This is a genomic window from Bacillus sp. MT94 (assembly GCF_058792475.1).
In genome coordinates this window covers 131,368-153,365 of the sequence record NZ_JBXAEZ010000004.1, presented here as the reverse complement: position 1 = coordinate 153,365, position 21,998 = coordinate 131,368, and the positions used below count along the sequence as shown (strand labels likewise).

General features: G+C 35.7%; 22 protein-coding genes. 13 read left to right on the top strand and 9 right to left on the bottom strand.

All coding sequences use genetic code 11. The features are described from left to right. Positions 1 to 44: 44 nt before the first annotated feature. The gene (locus tag AC1Q51_RS16015; RefSeq protein WP_090978085.1) at positions 45 to 683 is read right to left on the bottom strand and encodes an NAD(P)-dependent oxidoreductase; all 639 of its coding nucleotides are present in this window, start codon (positions 681 to 683) and stop codon (positions 45 to 47) included. A gap of 305 nt (positions 684 to 988) precedes the next feature. Between AC1Q51_RS16015 and AC1Q51_RS16010 the strand changes: the two genes are divergently transcribed. The 4 genes from AC1Q51_RS16010 (at position 989) to AC1Q51_RS15995 (ending at position 7,391) form a co-directional block, all read left to right on the top strand. Continuing rightward, entirely contained in the window at positions 989 to 2,419 is a 1,431-nt protein-coding gene (locus AC1Q51_RS16010; protein WP_016123726.1) for an alanine/glycine:cation symporter family protein, read from the top strand. A 332-nt stretch (positions 2,420 to 2,751) separates the two neighbouring features. Continuing rightward, positions 2,752 to 4,194, top strand: a complete 1,443-nt coding sequence (locus tag AC1Q51_RS16005; RefSeq protein WP_097821525.1) for an alanine/glycine:cation symporter family protein — start codon at positions 2,752 to 2,754, stop codon at positions 4,192 to 4,194. Between the two features lie 329 nt (positions 4,195 to 4,523). Continuing rightward, positions 4,524 to 5,705 (top strand): NupC/NupG family nucleoside CNT transporter, encoded by a 1,182-nt coding sequence (locus tag AC1Q51_RS16000; protein WP_000673841.1) that lies wholly within the window; start codon positions 4,524 to 4,526, stop codon positions 5,703 to 5,705. A gap of 504 nt (positions 5,706 to 6,209) precedes the next feature. Next, a complete protein-coding gene (locus AC1Q51_RS15995; protein ID WP_000706853.1) occupies positions 6,210 to 7,391 on the top strand; it encodes a NupC/NupG family nucleoside CNT transporter in 1,182 nt (393 codons plus the stop codon). Positions 7,392 to 7,435: 44 nt separating this feature from the next. Here the strand turns inward: AC1Q51_RS15995 and AC1Q51_RS15990 are convergent, their stop codons facing one another. From AC1Q51_RS15990 to AC1Q51_RS15980, 3 genes are all read right to left on the bottom strand, one after another. Further along, the gene (locus AC1Q51_RS15990) at positions 7,436 to 8,605 is read right to left on the bottom strand and encodes a DUF418 domain-containing protein (protein ID WP_071731072.1); all 1,170 of its coding nucleotides are present in this window, start codon (positions 8,603 to 8,605) and stop codon (positions 7,436 to 7,438) included. Between the two features lie 150 nt (positions 8,606 to 8,755). Then, a complete protein-coding gene (locus AC1Q51_RS15985) occupies positions 8,756 to 9,262 on the bottom strand; it encodes a ferritin (protein WP_000949403.1) in 507 nt (168 codons plus the stop codon). A 53-nt stretch (positions 9,263 to 9,315) separates the two neighbouring features. Then, positions 9,316 to 9,639, bottom strand: a complete 324-nt coding sequence (locus AC1Q51_RS15980; protein WP_000355746.1) for a MazG nucleotide pyrophosphohydrolase domain-containing protein — start codon at positions 9,637 to 9,639, stop codon at positions 9,316 to 9,318. 73 nt (positions 9,640 to 9,712) lie between these two features. On the opposite strand from AC1Q51_RS15980, the gene AC1Q51_RS15975 reads away from it, so the two are divergent. After that, a complete protein-coding gene (locus AC1Q51_RS15975) occupies positions 9,713 to 10,291 on the top strand; it encodes an LOG family protein (protein WP_001225717.1) in 579 nt (192 codons plus the stop codon). A gap of 105 nt (positions 10,292 to 10,396) precedes the next feature. Beyond that, on the top strand, positions 10,397 to 10,678 hold the full coding sequence (locus AC1Q51_RS15970; protein ID WP_016513205.1) for a hypothetical protein: 282 nt from the start codon (positions 10,397 to 10,399) through the stop codon (positions 10,676 to 10,678). A 15-nt stretch (positions 10,679 to 10,693) separates the two neighbouring features. Here AC1Q51_RS15970 and AC1Q51_RS15965 read toward each other — a convergent pair whose 3' ends face one another. The 3 genes from AC1Q51_RS15965 to AC1Q51_RS15955 all read right to left on the bottom strand — a co-directional run bounded on the left by AC1Q51_RS15965 (position 10,694) and on the right by AC1Q51_RS15955 (position 13,327). Then, positions 10,694 to 10,891, bottom strand: a complete 198-nt coding sequence (locus AC1Q51_RS15965; RefSeq protein ID WP_000656312.1) for a hypothetical protein — start codon at positions 10,889 to 10,891, stop codon at positions 10,694 to 10,696. A 348-nt stretch (positions 10,892 to 11,239) separates the two neighbouring features. Further along, complete coding sequence (locus AC1Q51_RS15960) at positions 11,240 to 11,680, bottom strand: Dps family protein (protein ID WP_001041895.1); 441 nt, start codon at positions 11,678 to 11,680, stop codon at positions 11,240 to 11,242. 213 nt (positions 11,681 to 11,893) lie between these two features. Beyond that, positions 11,894 to 13,327, bottom strand: a complete 1,434-nt coding sequence (locus AC1Q51_RS15955; RefSeq protein ID WP_000227591.1) for an alanine/glycine:cation symporter family protein — start codon at positions 13,325 to 13,327, stop codon at positions 11,894 to 11,896. 409 nt (positions 13,328 to 13,736) lie between these two features. On the opposite strand from AC1Q51_RS15955, the gene AC1Q51_RS15950 reads away from it, so the two are divergent. The 7 genes from AC1Q51_RS15950 (at position 13,737) to nprB (ending at position 19,758) form a co-directional block, all read left to right on the top strand. Further along, the gene (locus tag AC1Q51_RS15950) at positions 13,737 to 14,231 is read left to right on the top strand and encodes a cation:proton antiporter regulatory subunit (RefSeq protein WP_001026075.1); all 495 of its coding nucleotides are present in this window, start codon (positions 13,737 to 13,739) and stop codon (positions 14,229 to 14,231) included. Positions 14,232 to 14,235: 4 nt separating this feature from the next. Further along, the gene (locus AC1Q51_RS15945) at positions 14,236 to 15,435 is read left to right on the top strand and encodes a cation:proton antiporter (RefSeq protein ID WP_000380223.1); all 1,200 of its coding nucleotides are present in this window, start codon (positions 14,236 to 14,238) and stop codon (positions 15,433 to 15,435) included. 79 nt (positions 15,436 to 15,514) lie between these two features. Continuing rightward, positions 15,515 to 16,108, top strand: coding sequence for an undecaprenyl phosphate transporter UptA (gene uptA / locus AC1Q51_RS15940; protein WP_000900218.1), 594 nt, complete (start codon positions 15,515 to 15,517; stop codon positions 16,106 to 16,108). 136 nt (positions 16,109 to 16,244) lie between these two features. Next, positions 16,245 to 16,679: a DUF3920 family protein gene (locus AC1Q51_RS15935; protein WP_097912945.1), complete on the top strand. Its 435-nt coding sequence runs from the start codon at positions 16,245 to 16,247 to the stop codon at positions 16,677 to 16,679. A gap of 111 nt (positions 16,680 to 16,790) precedes the next feature. Then, a complete protein-coding gene (locus tag AC1Q51_RS15930) occupies positions 16,791 to 17,201 on the top strand; it encodes a MarR family winged helix-turn-helix transcriptional regulator (RefSeq protein WP_000845480.1) in 411 nt (136 codons plus the stop codon). Between the two features lie 51 nt (positions 17,202 to 17,252). Beyond that, positions 17,253 to 17,951 (top strand): pirin family protein, encoded by a 699-nt coding sequence (locus AC1Q51_RS15925; RefSeq protein WP_017657013.1) that lies wholly within the window; start codon positions 17,253 to 17,255, stop codon positions 17,949 to 17,951. 157 nt (positions 17,952 to 18,108) lie between these two features. After that, complete coding sequence (nprB, locus tag AC1Q51_RS15920; protein ID WP_000745123.1) at positions 18,109 to 19,758, top strand: neutral protease NprB; 1,650 nt, start codon at positions 18,109 to 18,111, stop codon at positions 19,756 to 19,758. A gap of 49 nt (positions 19,759 to 19,807) precedes the next feature. Here nprB and AC1Q51_RS15915 read toward each other — a convergent pair whose 3' ends face one another. Together AC1Q51_RS15915 and AC1Q51_RS15910 are read right to left on the bottom strand one after the other, a co-directional pair. Next, a complete protein-coding gene (locus AC1Q51_RS15915; protein WP_000076418.1) occupies positions 19,808 to 20,125 on the bottom strand; it encodes a metal-sulfur cluster assembly factor in 318 nt (105 codons plus the stop codon). Positions 20,126 to 20,245: 120 nt separating this feature from the next. Then, entirely contained in the window at positions 20,246 to 21,937 is a 1,692-nt protein-coding gene (locus AC1Q51_RS15910; RefSeq protein ID WP_001012193.1) for a methyl-accepting chemotaxis protein, read from the bottom strand. Between the last annotated feature and the right edge of the window lie 61 nt (positions 21,938 to 21,998).

Here is a 21,998-nt window from a genome sequence, read left to right as displayed (position 1 = left end):
TAAGAAAAAGCTCGTAAAACATAATGTTTTACGAGCTTTTTTTATTATTCAGCTTCAGAAACTACTGTGAAGCGTTCGTTTACGTGTTTTGGGTTTTCGATTTCATCAAGTGCTGCAACTGCGAAGTCTTCGTAACTTACGTAGCTATCACCTTTTGAGTTAACAAGAAGATTGTCTTTGCCAGCTTTGTAAGAACCAGTGCGTTTTCCTAATGCGAATAGTGCAGAAGGGCTGATGAATGTCCAAGTGATATCATTTGTTTGTTGCAAGATTTCTAAGTTTTTACCTTGGTTTTGAGCTGTTGCAAGGTATTCGCCCGGGAAACCTGGTGTATCAAATACACGTGTTGTTTTTTCTTCGTCTACAAATAAGCTTCCTGCTCCGCCAACTACAAGTAATTTTGTGTTTGGTGCACCTTTCACAGCTTCAATAAGTACGTTTCCTGCATCTACGTGAAGGTGTTCTTCGCCTGCTGGAGCACCGAATGCATTTACAACTACGTCAAATGCCTGCAAGTCGTTAGATGTAAGAGAGAATACATCTTTCTCTAAAACTTTTACATTGTCTTCAGTAATTTTTGCAGCGTTTCTTACGATTGCAGTTACTTCATGTCCGCGATCCAATGCTTCTTTTAAAATACGACTTCCTGCTTTACCAGTTGCTCCGATAATTCCGATTTTCATAATAAATCCCTCCAAAGTGTTTTGTTAAAGTGTATATCTGAAAGTAAATGAATTTGTTGTAATTAGGTTTGTTACAACCTGTTGTAATCATTATAGTTACAGGTTGGTATTTTTGTCAATAGGGTTGTTTGTGAATTTATTTTTTGTTTTAGTATGCACAGTTAGAGGGAGGGTAGTCAGTCATAAAGATATTGTTACTGTGAACCTGGCTAATATTTGGAAATTGCAAATTGTCGAAAAATGTTGATTTTTGAATGTTTTTTAAATATAATTCGTTTTATGGAGAAAAGGAGGGGGTTAATTGTATGAATATTTTAGAGCAATTTATTTCATCAACGAATACAATTCTTTGGTCATATATTCTTATTGCAATGTTAATTGGTTTAGGGCTTTATTTTTCTATTAAATTAAAATTCGTACAACTTACTCATTTAGGGGAAATGATTCGTTTAATGAGTGATGGACTAACTGGCAAGACACGTAAAAAGGGCAGCGTATCATCGTTCCAAGCATTTTGTATGAGTTCTGCAGCTCGTATTGGTATCGGGAACTTAGCTGGTGTAGCGTTAGCTATTTCTATGGGAGGACCTGGAGCTGTATTTTGGATGTGGGTTATTGCGATTATCGGTGCGTCTTCAAGTTTCGTAGAAAGTACGCTTGCGCAAATTTATAAAATAAAAGATGGCAGTGGCTTCCGCGGTGGTCCTGCTTATTATATGGAAAAAGGTTTAAATAAACGTTGGATGGGGATTTGGTTCTCTATTCTGATTACAATTAGTTACGGTTTAATTTTCAACTCAGTACAAGCAAATACAGTAACATTAGCGTTTGAAAATGCATTTGGCTTAGAGCGTTATATTGTTGGTATTGTATTAGCTGCATTAGTTGGGGTTATTATTTTTGGTGGTGTAAAAAGTATTGCACGTATGTCGGAAATGATTGTTCCGCCAATGGCGCTTATTTATATTGCAGTAGCTATTTTTGTTGTCATTAAAAACTTCTATTTAATACCAGATGTGTTTACGGAAATCTTTAAAGGTGCATTCGGTTTAGATTCAGCTGTAGGTGGCGGTATCGGTGCTGCGATGAAATATGGTATTCAGCGCGGATTATTTGCGAACGAAGCAGGTATGGGTAGTGCGCCGAACGCGGCAGCAACAGCTGATGTAACGCATCCAGCGAAACAAGGTTTTATTCAAACAATTGGAGTATTAGTAGATACATTCTTAGTATGTACATCAACAGCGTTTATCGTACTATGTTCTGGTGCATATAAAGCAACAAATTTAGAAGGTATTGAATTAACACAAAATGCATTAAGTTCACAAATTGGCCCATGGGCGAGCAGTTTCTTAGCGATTATTATTTTCTTATTTGCATTTAGTTCACTTCTAGGAAACTACTATTATGGTGAAACAAATATTGAATTTATTAAGCAAAGCAAAACGTGGTTAACAATTTACCGTATTGCGGTAGTTGGAATGGTATTATTCGGTTCTGTTGCGACGCTTCAAGTTGTATGGAATATGGCAGACTTATTTATGGGTCTAATGGTAATCACGAACTTAATTGCAATTACACTTCTTGGCCGATTTGCGTATGCAGCATTAGCAGACTATGTAAGGCAAAAGAAACAAGGGAAAGATCCAGTCTTCAGTGCAGATTCTATTCCTGGTTTAACGAATACAGAGTGTTGGGATAAGTCAGCGGTAACAGATAAAGAAAAAGCAGTGTAATTGAAAAGGTGAGCATCGAGGCAAATTCGATGCTCACCTTTTTTGTTGTAGTAAATAATGAAAAGGGTGAGGGGTAATTATTAATATAACTTTTTTTGTTTGTTTCTCTCGTTATTATGGGGAACGTACTGCTTTAAAAGTATGACTGGTCGAAGAGGATAAGTGATTGAGTATTGGATAAATGCATGTAATAGCTATATTTTTATGAAAAAAAACACGTATGTTAAGATAATTAACATACTCATGTCATAAAACCTTACATGAAGTTCTTGATTACTTAAAGTTTTTAGAATATAATTTTCTTATTGTTAGGAAGAGGGGGCAATACAAATATGGATTTTTTAGCTAGGGTAATTGGGGATGTAAATAATATCCTTTGGTCATATGTCATTATTGCGATGTTAATTGGGTTAGGGCTCTATTTTTCATTTCGTGTGAAATTTGTCCAAGTTCGTTACTTCGGTGAAATGATTCGTTTGCTTGGGGATGGAGCAAGCTCGAAAACGAGGAAAGCGCAAAAAGAGAAGAGCGGCGTATCATCATTCCAAGCGTTTTGTATGAGTACAGCTTCTCGTGTAGGTACTGGTAACTTAGCTGGTGTAGCTATTGCGATCTCAGCAGGTGGTCCAGGAGCAGTATTTTGGATGTGGTTAATTGCGGTAATTGGGGGTGCTTCTGCATTTGTAGAGAGCACATTAGCGCAAATTTATAAAGTAAAAGATGGGAATGCATTCCGTGGGGGCCCAGCGTATTATATGGAAAAGGGTTTAAAGAAACGCTGGTTAGGTGTTGTGTTCTCTGTTCTAATAACAGTAAGTTTCGGATTGATTTTTAACGCTGTACAGTCTAATACTGTAGCAGCTGCCTTTGATGGTGCATTTAAAACAGATAGCAGATTAGTAGGTCTTGTTATGGCTGGTTTACTTGCAGTTATTATTTTCGGCGGAGTAAAACGAATTGCTCGCGCGGTTGAAATGATTGTTCCAGTAATGGCAATTATTTATGTAGCAGTGGCTTTATTCGTTGTTGTAACAAACATTACGGCAATTCCATATGTATTTAAAGAAATTTTCTTACATGCTTTCGGAATTAAAGAAGTAGTAGGCGGAGGATTAGGAGCTGCGATTTTATTAGGGGTAAAACGTGGATTATTCTCAAATGAAGCAGGTATGGGTAGTGCGCCAAACGCAGCAGCGACTGCAAACGTAACGCACCCAGTTAAACAAGGTTTCATTCAAACTTTAGGGGTATTTACAGATACATTATTAATTTGTAGTTGTACAGCATTTATCATTCTTTTATCAGACGTGCATAATGCAGCTGATTTAAATGGAATTCAATTAACGCAGCAGGCGTTAAGTCAACATATCGGTCCATGGGCTTCTATATTTGTAGCAGTTGCAATCTTCTTGTTTGCATTCAGTTCATTAGTAGGTAACTACTACTATGGTGAAACAAATATTGAATTCTTAAATGGAAGTAAAGTGCTATTAAATGCATACCGTATTGCTGTACTTGGTATGGTTATGCTAGGATCTGTAGCGACAATTCAAATCGTTTGGGATTTAGCAGATTTATTCATGGGTATTATGGCTGTTATTAACTTAGTAGCAATTGTATTCCTTTCAAAGTACGCTTTCGCAGCGTTATCAGATTATATTAAGCAAAAGAAACAAGGGAAAGATCCAGTCTTTTATGCGGAGTCTATTCCAGGTTTGGACAATACAGAGTGTTGGGATAAGCCAGCGGTAGCTGATAAAGAAAAAGCAGTATAATGAGGTGAGCATCAAGTGAAACTTGATGCTCATTTTTTGTTGGTTCAGCTATTTGTGTGAAGTGAAACTCCTGCTCATTAAAGTTTCGCTTTATAATGAAAAAGACGAACATTCATGAATGTTTCATAATAAAATGTATTTTTTTAAGAAAAGTGCGGATATGAGTTGTGATTTATGTTAGAATGGAAAATGCCTTTGAAATAAGAGGTTTTATGATCTTTCCTATCCGATTGAAGACTTTGGAGGAGAAATGGAAAGTTCGGATTATTTCTTGTTTTGAATGGTCAGACGTTCAACGTTAATGAAGAGTTAAATGGAGGATTTTATTAATGAAGTTTGTTATGTTCCTTGTAGGATTACTCGTTGTATTTGTACTCGGTTTTCTTATAAGTGCCGATCGAAAGAAGATTAAGTATAAACCAATCGCAATTATGCTTATTATTCAGCTAGCATTATCTTATTTCTTATTAAATACGCAAGTTGGTTATATTTTAGTAAAAGGAATTTCAGATGGATTTGGCGCACTTCTTGGATATGCGGAAGCTGGAATCGTTTTCGTATTTGGTGGTCTTGTTAATAAAGGAGAGGTTTCATTCTTCTTAACAGCGTTATTACCAATCGTATTCTTTGCGGTTTTAATCGGAATTCTGCAACACTTTAAAATTTTACCGATATTTATTCGTGCTATTGGTACGTTGTTAAGTAAAGTAAATGGTCTAGGAAAACTAGAATCATATAACGCAGTAGCAGCTGCCATTGTTGGACAAGCAGAAGTATTTATTACAGTAAAAGATCAATTAAGTAAAATCCCAAAACATCGTTTATATACATTATGTGCATCTTCTATGTCGACAGTGTCGATGTCAATCGTTGGTTCTTATATGAAAATGATCGAACCGAAATATGTAGTAACAGCACTTGTATTAAATTTATTTAGTGGTTTCATTATCATTCATATTATTAACCCGTACGATATTACAGAAGAAGAAGATACACTGAAATTAGAAAATAAGAAAAAACAATCATTCTTTGAAATGCTGAGCGAGTACATTATGCTTGGTTTCACGATTGCGATTACAGTAGCAGCTATGTTACTCGGTTTCGTAGCATTAATTACAGCAATCAATAGCTTGTTTGATACAATGTTCGGTATTACATTCCAAGCTATTTTAGGATATATTTTCTCACCATTAGCATTCGTAATGGGCATCCCGCAAGCAGAAATGGTAACAGCGGGACAAATTATGGCAACAAAATTAGTATCAAACGAGTTTGTTGCGATGCTTGACCTTGGAAAAGTAGCTGGTGATTTATCGGCTCGTACGGTTGGTATTCTTTCTGTATTCCTTGTATCATTTGCGAACTTCTCATCTATCGGAATTATCGCAGGTGCAACGAAAGGTATCGATGAAAATCAATCAAATGTTGTATCATCATTCGGTTTACGCCTTGTGTACGGTGCGACGTTAGTAAGTATTCTATCAGCGATTATCGTTGGTGTTATGTTATAAAGTGAAACTTTAATTAGTGGGGGGAGCTTTATCCCCCGCTGATTATTAGTTGAACCAATCGGGCTTTTATGGGCAGTTAATCACCCATCTAACTTCTTTGTTTTCGCTGAATGTTGAGATGGGGGTCTTACTGCCCGTTAAAGCGGGGTAAAAAAAGGATGGCTCTAGCTCATAGCTAGGGCTATTTTTTTATGGTAAATTTGCATGAAAAAACCAATTAATTAGGAATATATTAACATATAAAAATCTTTTAAAATTTATATTGCATTTCACCTAGATAACGCTTACAATTTGATTTGTAGGTGGTATCAATTTCAGACTTTCAAGTATGGTAGGAGAGAAGAAGCTACCTTTTATAAATTGCAATTTATGTAAACGCTTACTGATTTTAGATGACAGTTGAATAGTTTTAGGGGTTTTAAATTTTTTTAACAACAATGGTCAGACGTCATTCGTTATACGTTATACGACCAATAATTCGTGGGAGAAGTGGGGGATTCACATATGAAAATAGTAATGTTTCTAGTCGGTTTACTTGTAGTGTTTGTACTAGGTTTCCTTATCAGTTCAGATCGTAAGAAGATTAAATATAAACCAATTGCACTTATGCTTGTTATTCAATTGGTACTTGCGTATTTCTTACTAAATACAAAGGTCGGATTTGTATTAGTAAAAGGGATCGCAGATGGATTTGGTTCTATTTTAAAATTTGCGGAAGCTGGGGTTAATTTCGTATTTGGTGGTCTAGCAAACGATGGACAAGCACCATTCTTCTTAACAGTATTATTACCGATTATTTTCTTAGCAGTATTAATCGGGATTCTGCAACATATTAAAGTTTTACCGATTATCATTCGTGCAGTCGGTTTCCTATTAAGTAAAGTTAACGGTTTAGGAAAACTAGAATCATATAATGCGGTAGCAGCTGCAATCGTTGGTCAAGGGGAAGTATTCATTACAGTAAAAGATCAACTAAGCAAATTACCGAAAAATCGTTTATACACACTTTGTGCATCTTCAATGTCTACAGTATCGATGTCAATTGTCGGTTCTTATATGAAAATGATTGATCCAAAATATGTAGTAACAGCACTTGTATTAAACTTATTTAGTGGATTCATTATTGTTCATATTATTAATCCATATGAAGTAAAAGAAGAAGACGATATTTTAGAATTACAAGAAGACAAGAAACAAACATTCTTTGAAATGTTAGGCGAATATATTATGCTTGGTTTCTCAATCGCTGTAACAGTAGCGGCGATGTTAATCGGTTTCGTGGCATTAATTACAGCAATTAATGGTGTATTCGATTCAATTTTCGGAATCACATTCCAAAGCATTTTAGGATATATCTTCTCACCATTAGCATTCGTGATGGGTATTCCAACATCAGAGATGTTACAAGCAGGACAAATTATGGCAACAAAATTAGTAACGAACGAATTCGTTGCAATGCTTGACCTTGGAAAAGTAGCTGGCGATTTATCAGCTCGTACAGTAGGTATTTTATCTATCTTCCTTGTATCATTTGCGAACTTCTCATCTATCGGAATTATCGCAGGTGCAACGAAGAGTATCGATGGCAAACAAGCAAACGTTGTATCATCATTCGGTTTAAAACTTGTATACGGTGCAACGTTAGTAAGTATATTATCAGCGATTATCGTTGGGGTTATGCTTTAATAAATTAAGAAAAGCAATGAGCGTAGGCTCATTGCTTTTTTTGTTTAACTTGCTTTATCCAAGTCTCTTTTAAAACGTGGTTTCTCTAAATAAGTTCCCAGTCTCCAGACATATTCCACTGGCCCCATTCGGTATTTCTGGAGCCAATAGGTGCTAACGAATAATTGAATCGTATAAATTCCGATGGTTAAAAGAATACCGAAGAAATAGCCGATTTTCCCGTATAAGCCAAATCCATATGCGTAAAAAATGGTTGTTGCGATAATAGATTGCGCTAAGTAATTACTAACGGACATTTTCCCCATGTTCGCCATGTATGTTAGTAGACGGGTTGCTTTTTTGTAATGGAATAATAAAATGATTGTGCTTCCGTAAAAGAAGGTCATAGTTACTGGTGTAAGGCCATCTTGTAACATAATTAAAACCGGGTGTTTTATGAACATAGCTAAGATTTTAATTGTAAAAGAGAAGAGACCGGTGGCAAACCATATTTTTTTGACAGCAGGTATATGTTTACTGACCTCAAATAGCCAGCCTTTTTTCCCTACATACATTCCGAGTAGGAACAGTGGAGACATAAAAATTATTGCGAAAACTGATATAAAAAATAATCCGAATGCACCGTCAATTCCCATGTAATCAAAAGGATTTTCAGTCAATCTAAAGTTGACGTGATCCATATAGCTTCCAGTTTGATGGACTTTATGTTCTTTTTCAGTATAAGGTGCGAAATCATTTATATTTGTAGATGGATCAGTTTGATAAGACATAAGTGTAGTAAGTGCGAGTAGAATAATCGCCCAAATAAGCAAAGTTTTCGGTTTTCGATTGATGAATATCATTAAAAAAATCCCGATTATTCCGTATGCAAATAAAATATCTCCCTCCCAAACAAAAGTGCCATGAATGTAGCCGAGTAGTAAAAGAATGATAATACGTCTTATGTATGTGGGGAAGAATTTTTTTCCTTTTGCGATAATACTTTTTTGTAACAAAATAATGCTAAGCCCAAATAGAAAAGAAAATAGGGATATAAAGTTATGTGTGCCGAAAAATTGAATAAACCAATTAGCGCCTTTATCAAGATCGCCAAATAGATAAGTTGGTTTTTCACTGGTGAAGAACCCAAATTGAATTAATGTCATATTGACTAGTAAAATGCCAAACAAAGCGAAACCACGAATTGCATCAACAGCTTCTACACGTTGATTCATTTTTCCTCTCCTCGTATATTCGTTTTTATATTGAAAATAATACCATTTTATATCTGACACTATGTCAAATATGAGGAAATTTAAGGTGATTTTAAGATAGAGAGCAAACAAAAAAATCACCTTAATACATGTATTAAGGTGATTGAAATATTACTCAGCTGGAGGCGTAAATGTACGTTTCTCTAATTCAGCATCTAGCATAAACAGTGCGTTTGAATCGCTTGTAATACGTTTTAGTTTTTGGATGATGCTATCGAATGAAGCTTCTTCTTCGACTTGTTCGTCAACGAACCATTTTAAGAATGTAATTGTTGCATGTTCACGCTCATCCCAAGCGATATCAGATAAGTTGTAAATACGTTTCGTTACTTCACGCTCGTGCTCAAGTGCGACTTCAAAAGCGTTTAATACAGATTCGTATTCGTTATTCGGATTATCAAATCCAGTAATAATAGCGCGCTCTCCGCGGTCATTAATATAGTTGTAAAGCTTCATTGCGTGGAAACGTTCTTCTTCAGCTTGTACAAGGAAAAAGTTAGCGAATCCATCATAGCTCTCAGCTGTACAGTAAGCAGCCATTGCCATATAAGCATGGGCAGAGTAAAATTCAAAGTTCATTTGTTCATTTAATGCGTCGTGCAATTTTTTTGATAACATAAAATCCCCCTTAGTATTGTGACAAGAATATTATACCATAATTGATAATATTCTCATTTAGATGCTTCGAACCTTTTCGAAAGCTTTGTGACGTGTGCGTCCATAATGTCTTGTAAGTCTAAATCATATTTTTGCGAAAGAATAATAAGGTTAGATAGTACATCGCCAAGTTCTTCTTTTAGTTCTTGTTTTAGCTCTTCTTCTGTTTTCGCATCTTCATCAGGGCGATCGCGGCCGATTTCAATAGCACGAACGACTCGTGAAACTTCCCCAACTTCCTCGGTTAAGAAATTTAAGCGAATAAAGGCATTATACTGTGACCAGCTTCGTTTTTCGTAAAATTCCTCAACCCATCTTTGAAATGCAACGATATCCATTTCTTCCTCATCTCCTCAATATGTTGTACAATGTCAATTGTATCATAACAATATATAGTTTCGGGGTGTAGGAATGAGAAAGATTTGTGTGTTTGCAGGTTCTAATTTAGGGGAGAAACCAGAATTCAAAGAGCAGGCAATTCAGTTAGGTAAAATGTTTGTTGAGAACGAGTATGAGCTCGTATACGGTGGTTCGTGCGTTGGATTAATGGGAGAAGTAGCAAACGAAGTTCTTCGTTTAGGTGGACGTGTAACAGGTGTTATGCCACGCGGTCTATTCCGAGGAGAAATTGTGCATACAGGATTAACAGAATTAATTGAAGTAGAGACGATGCATGAACGTAAAGCGAAAATGGCAGAGCTTGCAGATGCTTTTATTGCGCTTCCAGGCGGATACGGAACGTTTGAAGAACTATTTGAAGTTGTATGTTGGTCACAAATTGGTATACATAATAAGCCGGTTGGTTTATTAAACATAAAAGGTTTTTACGGACCAATTCTGCAAATGGTTGAACGTGCAGCAGAAGAAGGATTTATGAATCCATCAAATAAAGAATTGATCGTTTCAGCTGAGACGGCAGATAAACTAATTCATGCAATCCAAAATTATGAGCGTCCTGTTTTGGGAACGAAGTGGAAGCAACTATCATAGCAAATACGGAAACACATGTCGTTTTAATTTAAGATGGCATGTGTTTTTAATTTGGTTAAATATGTTAATGTTGAGATGTGATGTTTTTTGGAAAAGGAGAAATTGATGGAGGAGTTTGTGTATTTACGTCCTGTTTTTAAAAGTATTTTAGCAGCGTCTATTCTTGTTATGCTAATCGTTTCAATACAGAAGAAAGAGCTAATTAATGAATTTTCGCTTTGGTTTATTTCGATATTGTGTATCGGTGTTTCGGCGATAACACTCTTTATGATTGGCTTTATTGTTGATGAGTATAATTTGGCTGGAGATCCACAATCGTTTTGTATGTTTATTGCGATTGGTTGTATTAGTGGCCTGAATTTCATTATTTATTACAGAAGGCAATAAAAGAGGCATTCCATATTACTTTGGAATGCCTTTATCATTTTGATTGCTTTGTTTTTTATACAGGTACCAGCCACCCCAGCCGCCACCAATTGCTACGACAACGAGGAAAGCATAGTCTTTAACCTCGACACGTATATTGAAAATATTAGCTATAAGTAAGAGAATCCCAACTGTTATCAACGCAAAAAATGCTCTAATTAAGTAGTCTTTCAACTGAACCACTCCCGTCATTTAAGTAGTAAATGATGAATTTGGAAAAGCTTTTTTGATCTATGATACTAAAGGGTGTTTCCTATATTTTAACATAGATGAGATTGTAATATATTGATAAAAGTAGGGGAGAGGGGCGCTGATATTGTCTTGATTTGTCGGCAAATTGATATCCTTTGTCGAATCGTTGATATATTGCGGGTAATGATTGATATAATGAAAAAATCGTTGATATATTGCGAGTTATGATCGATATATTTGAAAAATCGTTGATATAATTTCGTGTACCGTTAAGTGCGACCATTACATAAAAAAGCGACTCTAAACGAGCCGCTTCCGCTTTTAAGTCTATTATTGATTCAAGAACGCACGTAGCATCCAAGCGTGTTTTTCTAGTTCTGTGTAGATACCTAGTAGTAGGTCAGATGTCATTTCATCGTCAGAGTCTTGAGCGATTTCCATGCCTTTTTTCAGTTCGACTAGCATCATTTCGTAGTCTTTCATGATTGCTTCGACCATCCCTTCTGCAGTTTCTCCGTATGCTGCTTCTTGAATAGAAGATAGTTCTAAGTATTCTTTCATTGTTGCTACTGGTTTGCCGCCAATTGCTAAAATACGTTCTGCAATTTCATCGATGTGAGTAGCTGATTCTGTGTAAAGTTCTTCGAATTTCTCGTGTAATGTGAAGAATTGAGGTCCTTTTACATACCAATGGAAGTTGTGAAGTTTTGTGAATAAAACGCTCCAGTCTGCTACTTGTTTGTTTAATACTTCGATTACTTGTTTGTTCATTATGATCAATCTCCTTTTGAGTTGTTATGTGATATCAATTACTAATTTATAATTATTATAATCTAGTAATCTCTATAAATCAACCCTTTTGCTGGAATTAATTTGAACAAATTATGAACTGTTGTAAATAAAAGGCCCTATTACGGTGAAGTAATAGGGCCTTTGTTTGAGATATGGCTCTTGTTCTAAACGAGCCGCTTCCGCTTTTATTTGTTAAACAGCCTTTTGTTTTTCTTCTACATCCTGTCCATCCCAGCACTCTGTATTCTTTAAGCCAGGGATAGAGTTTGCAACGAAGACAGGATCTTTGCCTTGTTTCTTTTGCTTCAAATAGTCTACTAATGCAGCGTAAGCAAATTTGCTAAGGAATGAGATGGCAATTAAGTTTGTGAATACCATTAGTCCCATGAATAAATCAGCTAAACTCCAAACTGTTTTAAGAGCAGCGATTGATCCGAAGAATACCATTCCGACAACTGCAACACGATAAATCATTAACCATGTTTTGCTTTCTTTAATGAATGCGATATTTGTTTCACCATAATAGTAGTTTCCTAGAAGTGAACTGAAAGCGAATAGGAAAATAATAATCGCTAAGAAAGTGCTTGCCCACGGTCCAATTTGTGAACTTAATGCGTTTTGTGTTAATTCGATGCCTTCTAAATTTGATCCTTTGTAAAGTCCAGAACATAATACGATAAATGCTGTTGATGTACATACTAAGAATGTATCTACGAAAACGCCTAACGCTTGAACAAGTCCTTGTTTTACAGGGTGAGATACATCAGATGTTGCGGCTGCATTAGGAGAACTACCCATTCCTGCTTCTGTAGCGAATAAACCGCGCTGAATACCGAACTTGATTGCTGCTCCAATACCACCAGCGATGGCTTGGTCTAAACCGAATGCACCGTTAAAGATTTCCATGAAAATGCTTGGTAACATACTGAAGTTGTTAATAACGACAAAAATAGCCACGCCGATATAAACGATTGCCATTGGCGGAACAATCATTTCTGTAATACGTGAAATGCTCTTAATACCACCAAAAATAATAACTGCAACTAATAAGGCTAATAGAGCTCCTACGATCGTTCGCTCTAGTCCAAAAGCATTTTCAAACGCTATTGTTACTGTATTCGCTTGAACTGAATTGAAAATTAATCCGTACGCAACTGTAATAAGAAGTGAAAACCAGACGCCCATCCAGCGTTTGTTTAACCCTTTTTCCATGTAATATGCTGGTCCACCACGGAACCTACTTCCATCTTTTACTTTATAAATTTGCGCAAGTGTACATTCTACGAAACTAGTAGCTGCTCCGATAATCGCGATAAACCACATCCAAAATATTGCGCCAGGTCCACCCATTGAAATTGCTAATGCTACGCCAGCTAAGTTCCCAATACCGATACGTGCTGCTGCACTTAAGCAAAATGCTTGGAATGGGGAGATGCTATCTTTCTTTTTTTCTTTTCGATTAAACCCTTTACTAATTAAGCTGACCATCTCACTGAAATGAGTAATTTGGACAAATTTTAATTTAAAAGAGAAGTAAAGACCGAAGCCGATTAGCATTGCAATAAGAATATATGACCATAAAATATTATTCGTTACCTCAAGGAATCTGCTAAAGATATCAACCATATAATACACTTCCTTTTTTTCGTAATAAGAAAATTATATGCAAAAAATATACGAGAATCAATTTTTCTAAAAAATTATGTTACTTAAGTCATTTTTGTGTTATGATTATGTTACATCGTAATATTTTTAGAATTATTTACATTTTAAAAAACTAAATTTAAAGCGAGAAGGTGGGGATAATTTGAAAGAAGATTCTTTATTGAAAGTAAGCCTTGAGAGTTTGAAAATGAGAAGTAATATATTTTTTATCATTACATCTTTAAGTATCTTTTTAGGGTCCACTTATTATTACAATAAAAGATTTCCAAATCACAAATATCCTGAGTGGTTAGAATTTCTAAAGCTGATTGGATGAATAAAAGACAGAAAAACAGAAAATTAAAATAAATAAGTTATGGAGGAGCTAAAAATGAATATTAGAGAAAGTGAACTTCCGGGTATTGGTTATAAGTTTCAAATCGTTACGAAAGGTAACGAAAAGATGGTAATTGTTATTCATGATGATGGACGTAGAGAAATGTATCATTTTGATTCAGACCATGAAGAAAGCATCTCAAGTATTTCACTACGTGACTCAGAGGCAAGACAAATTGCAGCAATATTAGGTGGAATGGTATATAAGCCTAGGGCGTTAGAAAATGTTGAGATGGTTTTTGAAGGTTTAGCGATTGAGTGGTTCAAAGTGGAGAATACAGCTCCAGCAATCGGAAAAACAATTGGCGATCTTGAAATAAGAAAAACATATAGCGTAACGATAATCGCGGTTATGAAGAAGAACATGAAGAAGCTATTTAATCCAGGACCAGAAACAGTAATTGAAGAAGGAGATATGCTGGTAGTTTCAGGTGAGAGAGAAGAAATTAAAAAAATCATTAATGAATTACTTTCAAATAGGGGGGACTGATTAGATGGATACGTTAATTTTTGAAGTTGGTACAGCTTTAGTTTTAGTGGCAATTGCAGCAGTAATTGCTGGAAAATTTAAGTTCTCAGTAATTCCTTTTCTAATCGTTCTTGGAATGTTAGTAGGACCGCATGCACCGACAATAGGTGTTATCGATCTCAAATTTATTGAAAGTGCAAGTGTAATTTCCTTCCTTGGACGGATTGGGGTTCTATTCCTTCTATTCTATCTAGGATTAGAATTTTCAATGAAAAAACTAATTAAATCTGGACGCTCTATTGCGATTGGTGGAACGATTTATATTTTAATTAACTTTTCACTTGGTTTGTTATACGGATTTATAATGGGATTCCCATTACTAGAAATCTTAATTATTGCGGGTATTATTACGATTTCTTCTAGCGCTATCGTTGCTAAAGTGTTAGTGGACTTAAGAAGAACTGGTAATAATGAAACCGAATTAATTTTAGGAATTATTATGTTTGAAGATATATTCCTTGCTGTATATTTATCAGTTGTTTCTGGTTTAGTACTTGGGGATCATGCTTCCTTCTTAGGTGCTCTTACTTCAATTGGAATTGCTTTAGGATATATGCTTCTATTCTTTATAGTAGCTAGAAAGGCTACGCCGTTATTAAATAAATTGCTCAACATTAGCTCAGATGAAATCTTTATTATTGTAGTATTTGCTTCGTTATTCTTCATTGCTGGTTTTTCAGAAACAATTCACGTTGCAGAAGCAATTGGAGCACTTCTTCTAGGATTAGTTTTCTCTGAGACAGAGCATAGTGACCGAATTGAACATCTTGTTGTTCCATTTAGAGACTTTTTCGGAGCTATTTTCTTCTTCAGCTTCGGGTTAAGTATTGATCCGTTCTCATTAGGCGGAGCGATATGGTTAACATTAGGCGCTGTCCTTCTTACGATAATCGGTAACTTTGTAGCAGGAATGATCGCAGGAAGACAAGCTGGATTATCTCATAAAGCATCAACAAATATCGGATTAACAATCGTTTCAAGAGGAGAGTTCTCCATCATTATGGCTAATATCGGTATCGCCGGTGGTTTAATGTCAGTACTGAAACCATTCTCAGCACTATACGTGCTTATACTATCCATTTTAGGCCCACTTTTGACAAAAGAGTCGAAGAATGTATATAAATTCTTAAATAAAATCTTTAAGTGGGATACGAAAACTAACTAAATTAAAAAAAATAAAAGTACAAGATATTTCCTGCTTGTACTTTTATTTTTGTAATGAAAACAGTAAAGAGAGGTAAATGATGTTAGGAGAGTTGATTCATTCGGTTTTAGTTTTTTTAGAAGGACTTGGTTATTGGGGAATTATGCTTGGATTAATGCTAGAGGTTATTCCAAGTGAAATCGTATTGTCTTATGCAGGTTATTTAGTATCAACAGGAAGCATTACATTTTGGGGCGCTGTCGCGTTCGGTACAATTGGTGGTGTAATTGCACAACTATTCATTTATTGGATTGGTCGATATGGGGGAAGACCTGTTCTTGAGCGATATGGAAAATATATTTTAATTCAGAAGAAACATATTGATTATGCTGAAGATTGGTTTAATCGTTATGGAACTGGCGTTATCTTTACCGCACGTTTTATTCCGGTTGTGCGTCATGCTATTTCGATACCAGCGGGTATTGCGAAAATGTCACATGCTAAGTTTATTACGCTAACTACATTAGCTGTTATTCCGTGGTCCATTGTGTTTGTATATTTAGGTTTTAAATTAGGAACAGAGTGGGAAAGTATTAATAAAGTTGCGGGGCCATATGTGAAATACTTTGCACTTGCTGCTATTGTTTGTGCAATTAGTTATTTTGTATTAAAAAAAATGATGAAAAAAAAGTGATTACAGAAAAGGAATCTATGTCGACGTAGATTCTTTTTTATTGGCATTTTTTCAAGGATGAAAGAATACGTTTAATATTTACCATATTGTGGCATACATATAGAAAAAGGGTGCTTGGAAAGGGGAATAAAGAGAAATGGAACTCCAGTTTGAAAATGTATATCAACAGGTAGAGAATTGGTATGTGTTGGATTCGGAGCTTCCTTGGGATGTCAAAAAGTTGAGAGAGGATTTGTTTTCTCTTATTGAAGTATGTAAAACGCCCGTTATTTTTTGTGATACGTGTGATGCAAACGATGTGCTTCTATCATTAGGAGAAGAGGAAGAAGAGTTCCTATTCCCAGTAGGTGGTTTTTATCATAAAGAAAAGCAATTAATTTTCGTTTGTATATGGGAAGAGTATGAGCAAGTTCTCAAAACGCTACTGCATGAATTCCGCCATGCGATGCAGCATAAGAGAGATATATTGTATGTGGGAAGTGAACGGTACGAAGAGCGATGGATTGAAAAAGATGCGAGGAAGTTCGCGGAGAGGAAATTGGATGAATATAAGAGTAGAAAGTTAATGTAAAGCATAGTGGAGAAATAGCGCTGTGCTTTCTTTGTACTTATTAAAAATAAGTATTTGACTTTTATAAAGTTTAGTTCTAAACTAATGGTATGAAACAAGCGAGGTGATGAAATGAAAACAGAAGATAGACTAGGGCTACTATTATGGTTTCGTTTATCACGTTTTTATAATAAGAGTATTCGTGAGACGAATCAGCATTTGAAGAAATGGAATGTATCTGCCGCCCAGTTTGATGTGTTAGCTCAAGTTGGAGGACATGATCGTTTAACGCAGCAAGAACTTGGAAATAAGCTATTTGTTACGAAAGGAAATGTAACGCAGCTTTTAAATAAAATGGAGCAGCTTGAATGGATTTCGCGTGAACAAGAGGGTACTACGAAATATATTTCTTTAACAGAAAAGGGAAGAGCTTTATATGAGGAAATCGTCCCACCTCAAGAAACGTTCCAAGCAGAGAAGTTTCATAATTTAAATATAGAGGAACAAAAGCAATTATTAACACTACTAAAAAAGTTACAGTAAGAAAAAATTTTAAAATAAATCTCGAATTCGAGATAGTATGAGGTGAAGGATATGTTTAGAAAAGTTGATCATAAAAATATGGGCAGAGCAAATCATGGCTGGTTAAATACACATTTTCATTTTTCTTTTGCCAATTACTATAATCCAAATAACATGAACTTCGGAGCGTTACGTGTTATTAATGATGATCTAGTAGCGGCACAAACTGGTTTTGATATGCATCCGCACCGTGATATGGAGATTATTTCTTACGTTGTAGATGGTGCTTTAACACATGAAGACAGCATGGGAAATCGCGGAACGATTGAGCGTGGACATGTTCAATATATGAGTGCTGGCACGGGTGTATTTCATAGCGAGCATAATTTAGGCGATGAAACGCTGCGTTTATTACAAATTTGGATTTTACCAGACCGTGCGGATCATAAACCAAACTATGGTGAGTTTAAATTTGATTGGAGCAAGCGCGAAAATGAATGGTTTCATATGGTATCTTCAGTAGAAGGAAATGCACCAATTCAAATTCACCAAGATGCGAATTTATACTCCTTATCATTAGAGGCTGGAAAAGAAATTCATTTTCCAGTGAAAGAAGGCCGTCAATTGTACCTTGTACAAATTGAAGGAAGCAGTGTAATCAATGGTGAAAATCTTGTTATGCGTGATGCAGCAGAAGCGGTAGAAGAAGATATTCACATTCAAGCGAAAGAGCAATCACACTATTTAGCAATTGAATTGAAAAAACAATAAAATGCGTAAAAAAAAGAGGACATCCGATAGGATGTCCTCTTTTTTTGATTGGAATTGTCTGAAAAATGTTTCTCAAATTTTGGGTAGAGGTATCAGCTGTAAAAATCAGAATTTTATAAAAGTGTCAAAATTCTTTATGGGAATGGGGAATGTTATAGTGAAAAAGCAAGTCATTTCATCAGCATTAGCGTTAACTGTTATCGCCGGGGGATTTGGAGCGTTTGGGGCAACGACAACGAAAGCGGAAGAACAAAAAATTCAATATCATCAAGAATTTAAAACACCTGCATACATAGGTGAAGAATGGAAAGCACCGGAAGGGCTAGATAAAAAAGAGACGGTCTTTCAATACTTAGAGAGTAAGAAAGATATGTTTAAATTAGCAGGAAATATTGAAAAGCATTTTAATATCGTTGGGGAAGAAAAAGACGCTGAATCTGATACGACACATGTAAAGCTAGTTGAGAAACATAATAACATTCCTGTGTACGGTTCTGATCAAACTGTTACACTTGATAAAGAGAATAATGTAAAAGCATTCTTCGGACAAGTTATTCCGAATTTAGATGATAAAAATATTCCTGCAGCTGCAAGCATTACTGCGGAACAAGCAGAAACAATTGCTAAGGCAGATATTGAGAAAGAAATTGGTAAAGTAAAGAGTTATGACGGTGTGAAAAAAGATTTATTTGTATATGAAAAGGACGGTAATTACTACCTTGCATACTTAGTTAAGGCATCGATTTCAAAACCAGCTCCAGGATATTGGCATTATTTTGTTGATGCAACGAATGGAAATGTTATTGAGAAATATAACGCTGTAGATAACATTACTGGATTTGGTTATGGAGTATTAGGTGCTAGACAATCATTTGAAATTGCTCAAGATACGAAAACAGGACAATTCAACTTGTTTGATGGTAAACGAGGACAAGGTGTTCATACATTTGATGCAGAGAATATGGACGAGAACTGGTTTAATTTATTCTCACAATGGCTTGGATATACAGGAGAAGAAGTTGAAAGTAAATCTAAGTTCTTCGAAGATAAAGCTGCAGTTGATGCGCATGTAAATGCAGGAAAAGTATATGATTACTACAAAAAGACATTTAATCGTAACTCTTTCGATGATAAAGGTGCGAAGCTTATTTCAACTGTTCATGTAGGGGAGAGCTGGAATAACGCAGCTTGGAATGGTGTGCAAATGATGTATGGTGATGGCGATGGAAAAACATTCATTCCATTATCTGCTGGACTTGATGTTATCGGTCACGAATTAACGCATGCTGTAACTGAACATACAGCAAACCTTGTTTACAAAAATGAGTCAGGGGCGTTAAATGAATCGTTATCTGACATTATGGGTGTTATGGTTGAGAAGAAGAGCTGGGATTTAGGTGCTGACATTTATACACCTGATAAACCAGGCGATGCACTTCGTTCATTAAAAGATCCAGCGTCTATTCCAAACCCATTAAAACCAAGTGAAGGTTACCCAGATCACTATAGTAAACGTTATACTGGAACAGCTGATAATGGCGGCGTTCATATTAACAGTAGTATTAATAATAAAGCTGCTTATTTAGTATCTGAAGGCGGAGATCATTACGGCGTGAAAGTAACTGGAGTGGGCCGTGAAGCGACAGAAAAAATTTACTACCGTGCGCTTACGAAATATTTAACTGCAAACTCTGACTTCAAAATGATGCGTCAAGCTGCTCTTCAGTCAGCTGAAGATTTATATGGTAAAAACTCTAAAGCTGTACAAGCTGTAACGAAAGCTTATGATGCAGTAGGCGTAAAATAATAAGAGAAAAAAACCTGACTAGAGTGTCAGGTTTTTTTTCTTTATCCCGCTAGTCGCGAATGCCTAATGCGATTTTCGCCATACGTGACATACGTTCTTTCGACCACGGTGGATTCCAAACGACATTTACTTCTATTTCATTAACTTCAGGTACGTTCGTTGATAATACTTTTTTAACGTCTGATACGATTTGCCCAGCCATTGGACAACCGATAGAAGTCATAGTCATCGTAATGACAGCATTATTATTTTCATCTGCTGTAACATCATACACTAATCCAAGGTTAACGATATCAACACCTAGTTCAGGGTCAATAACAGCTTCTAAATTGGCAAATAATTTATTTTCAAATGCTTCTTGTGACATAAGCAGCCCCTCCTACAATTTAATGATATCGATTCTCATTATAACGGAAATGAGTATAATGTGCAGGAAATGAGCTCAAAAAAATATCCCTCTTTGAAAGGGGGATATTTTTTTGAAAATCTATTCTGTTTTAAAATGAGATACGAGTTGATCTAACTCTTCAACTGTTTGTTTCATTTTTCCAGCAGTTACTGCCATTTCATTCATAACGATAACTTTTTTTTCAGCAGATTGTGCCGTTGCGGCAGTTTCGCTGGATACTTCAGTCGAGATAGAAGCGATGTTATTAAGTGAAGCGTTCATTTCTTCAGCACTTGCAGCCATCTCTTCAGCAGTTGCTGATATATCTTGCATCTGAGTAGATACTTTATTTACTTGTTCTACAATTGTTGAGAAAGAAGTACCAGCTTCACGAATAACATTAATGCCTTCAAATGCTTCAGAACGGCCTTGAGACATCATAGAGCTAGCAGTTTCTGTATCATTTTGAATTTGATGTAGTAATTGATTAATGTCTGTTGCAGCTGTTTTAGATTGTTCAGCAAGTTTTCGAACTTCGTCAGCTACGACAGCAAATCCTTTTCCTTGCTCGCCAGCACGAGCTGCCTCAATAGAAGCATTTAAAGCAAGTAAGTTTGTTTGCTCAGCAATATTAGAAATAGATTGTACAGCAGTATCAATATATTTCGTATGAGTGATTAGACGTTCAACCACTTCTGACGTAGCATTTACAGCTTCGTGTATCGTTGTCATTTGTGAAACAGATTTTTGGATAACGGTACTTCCATCGCTAGCATGTTCAGATGTGGCAACAGCAAGTTCCGCTACAGATGAAGCAGATTCAGCAATACGCTGAACACTTACTGCCATATCGTCCATTGCAGTTGAACTTTCTTCCATACTAGAAGTTTGTGATTGAATACTTGCATTTAAGTTAGACATCGAGCTTTGGACTCTTACTGTCGCCTCACGTGATGTATTCGTTTTTTCTAGCATATTTTCAGAAGCAGTTTGTACTTCCACTGATGTTTTTTGAACACGATTAATGATATGTTGTAGGTTTTCTAACATTTTATTAAATGATGTTGCGATAGCACCGATTTCATCGTTGCTATTTACTTGTAGACGTGCCGTTAAGTCACCTTCTTGAGAGGCTAATTCTTTTAGCTTCGTGTCAATTTGTTGAATTGGTTTCACAAGTTTACCAGAGAACCACCATGCAAGAATAATTGCAGCGACAATACAAATAACAAGTGATAAGAAAATAACATATTCGATTAAGAGTGCAGATTGGTCAATTTTTTCAATAGATTGTTCACGTAATTTAGCTTGTTCATTACTGTAATTTGTGAAGTCACCAATTACTTTATAGACAGTTCCGTTCTCTGAAGAAGCTACTTGTAAAGCTTCTTCCCATTTTTGTTCTTTTGCAAGAGTGAATACTTTTTCTTCAACGAACTTTCTCCAAGTAGACCCTAATTCCATTGTACTTTTTACGGACGAAGAAGCATTTGGATTAGAAAGAAGTTTATCTTTTGAATCCTCAAGACGTTTACTCATCTCATTAAACTTGTCTAATTCGACTTGATCATGTTGTAGTAAATAACCTCTTAAAGCAGAGAGCTGTACTTGATAAGCGTCTCCACGCTCTTTCAATTCTGTTGCCAGTGGAGAAATTTCTTTTTGTAATGTTTCAGCTTTACGAGATTGGTCGATAGCAAAAAATAAAATAAAAGCTAAGGCGATACCAAATAAAGCGCAAATCGTTCCCATCATGAACATAAGTTTTTTTCTGATACTTACAAAATTCATATGATAAAAAGCCTCCTTTGTGAAATCTTAGTATTAGAATTAATTAATGTAAAAAATTGAA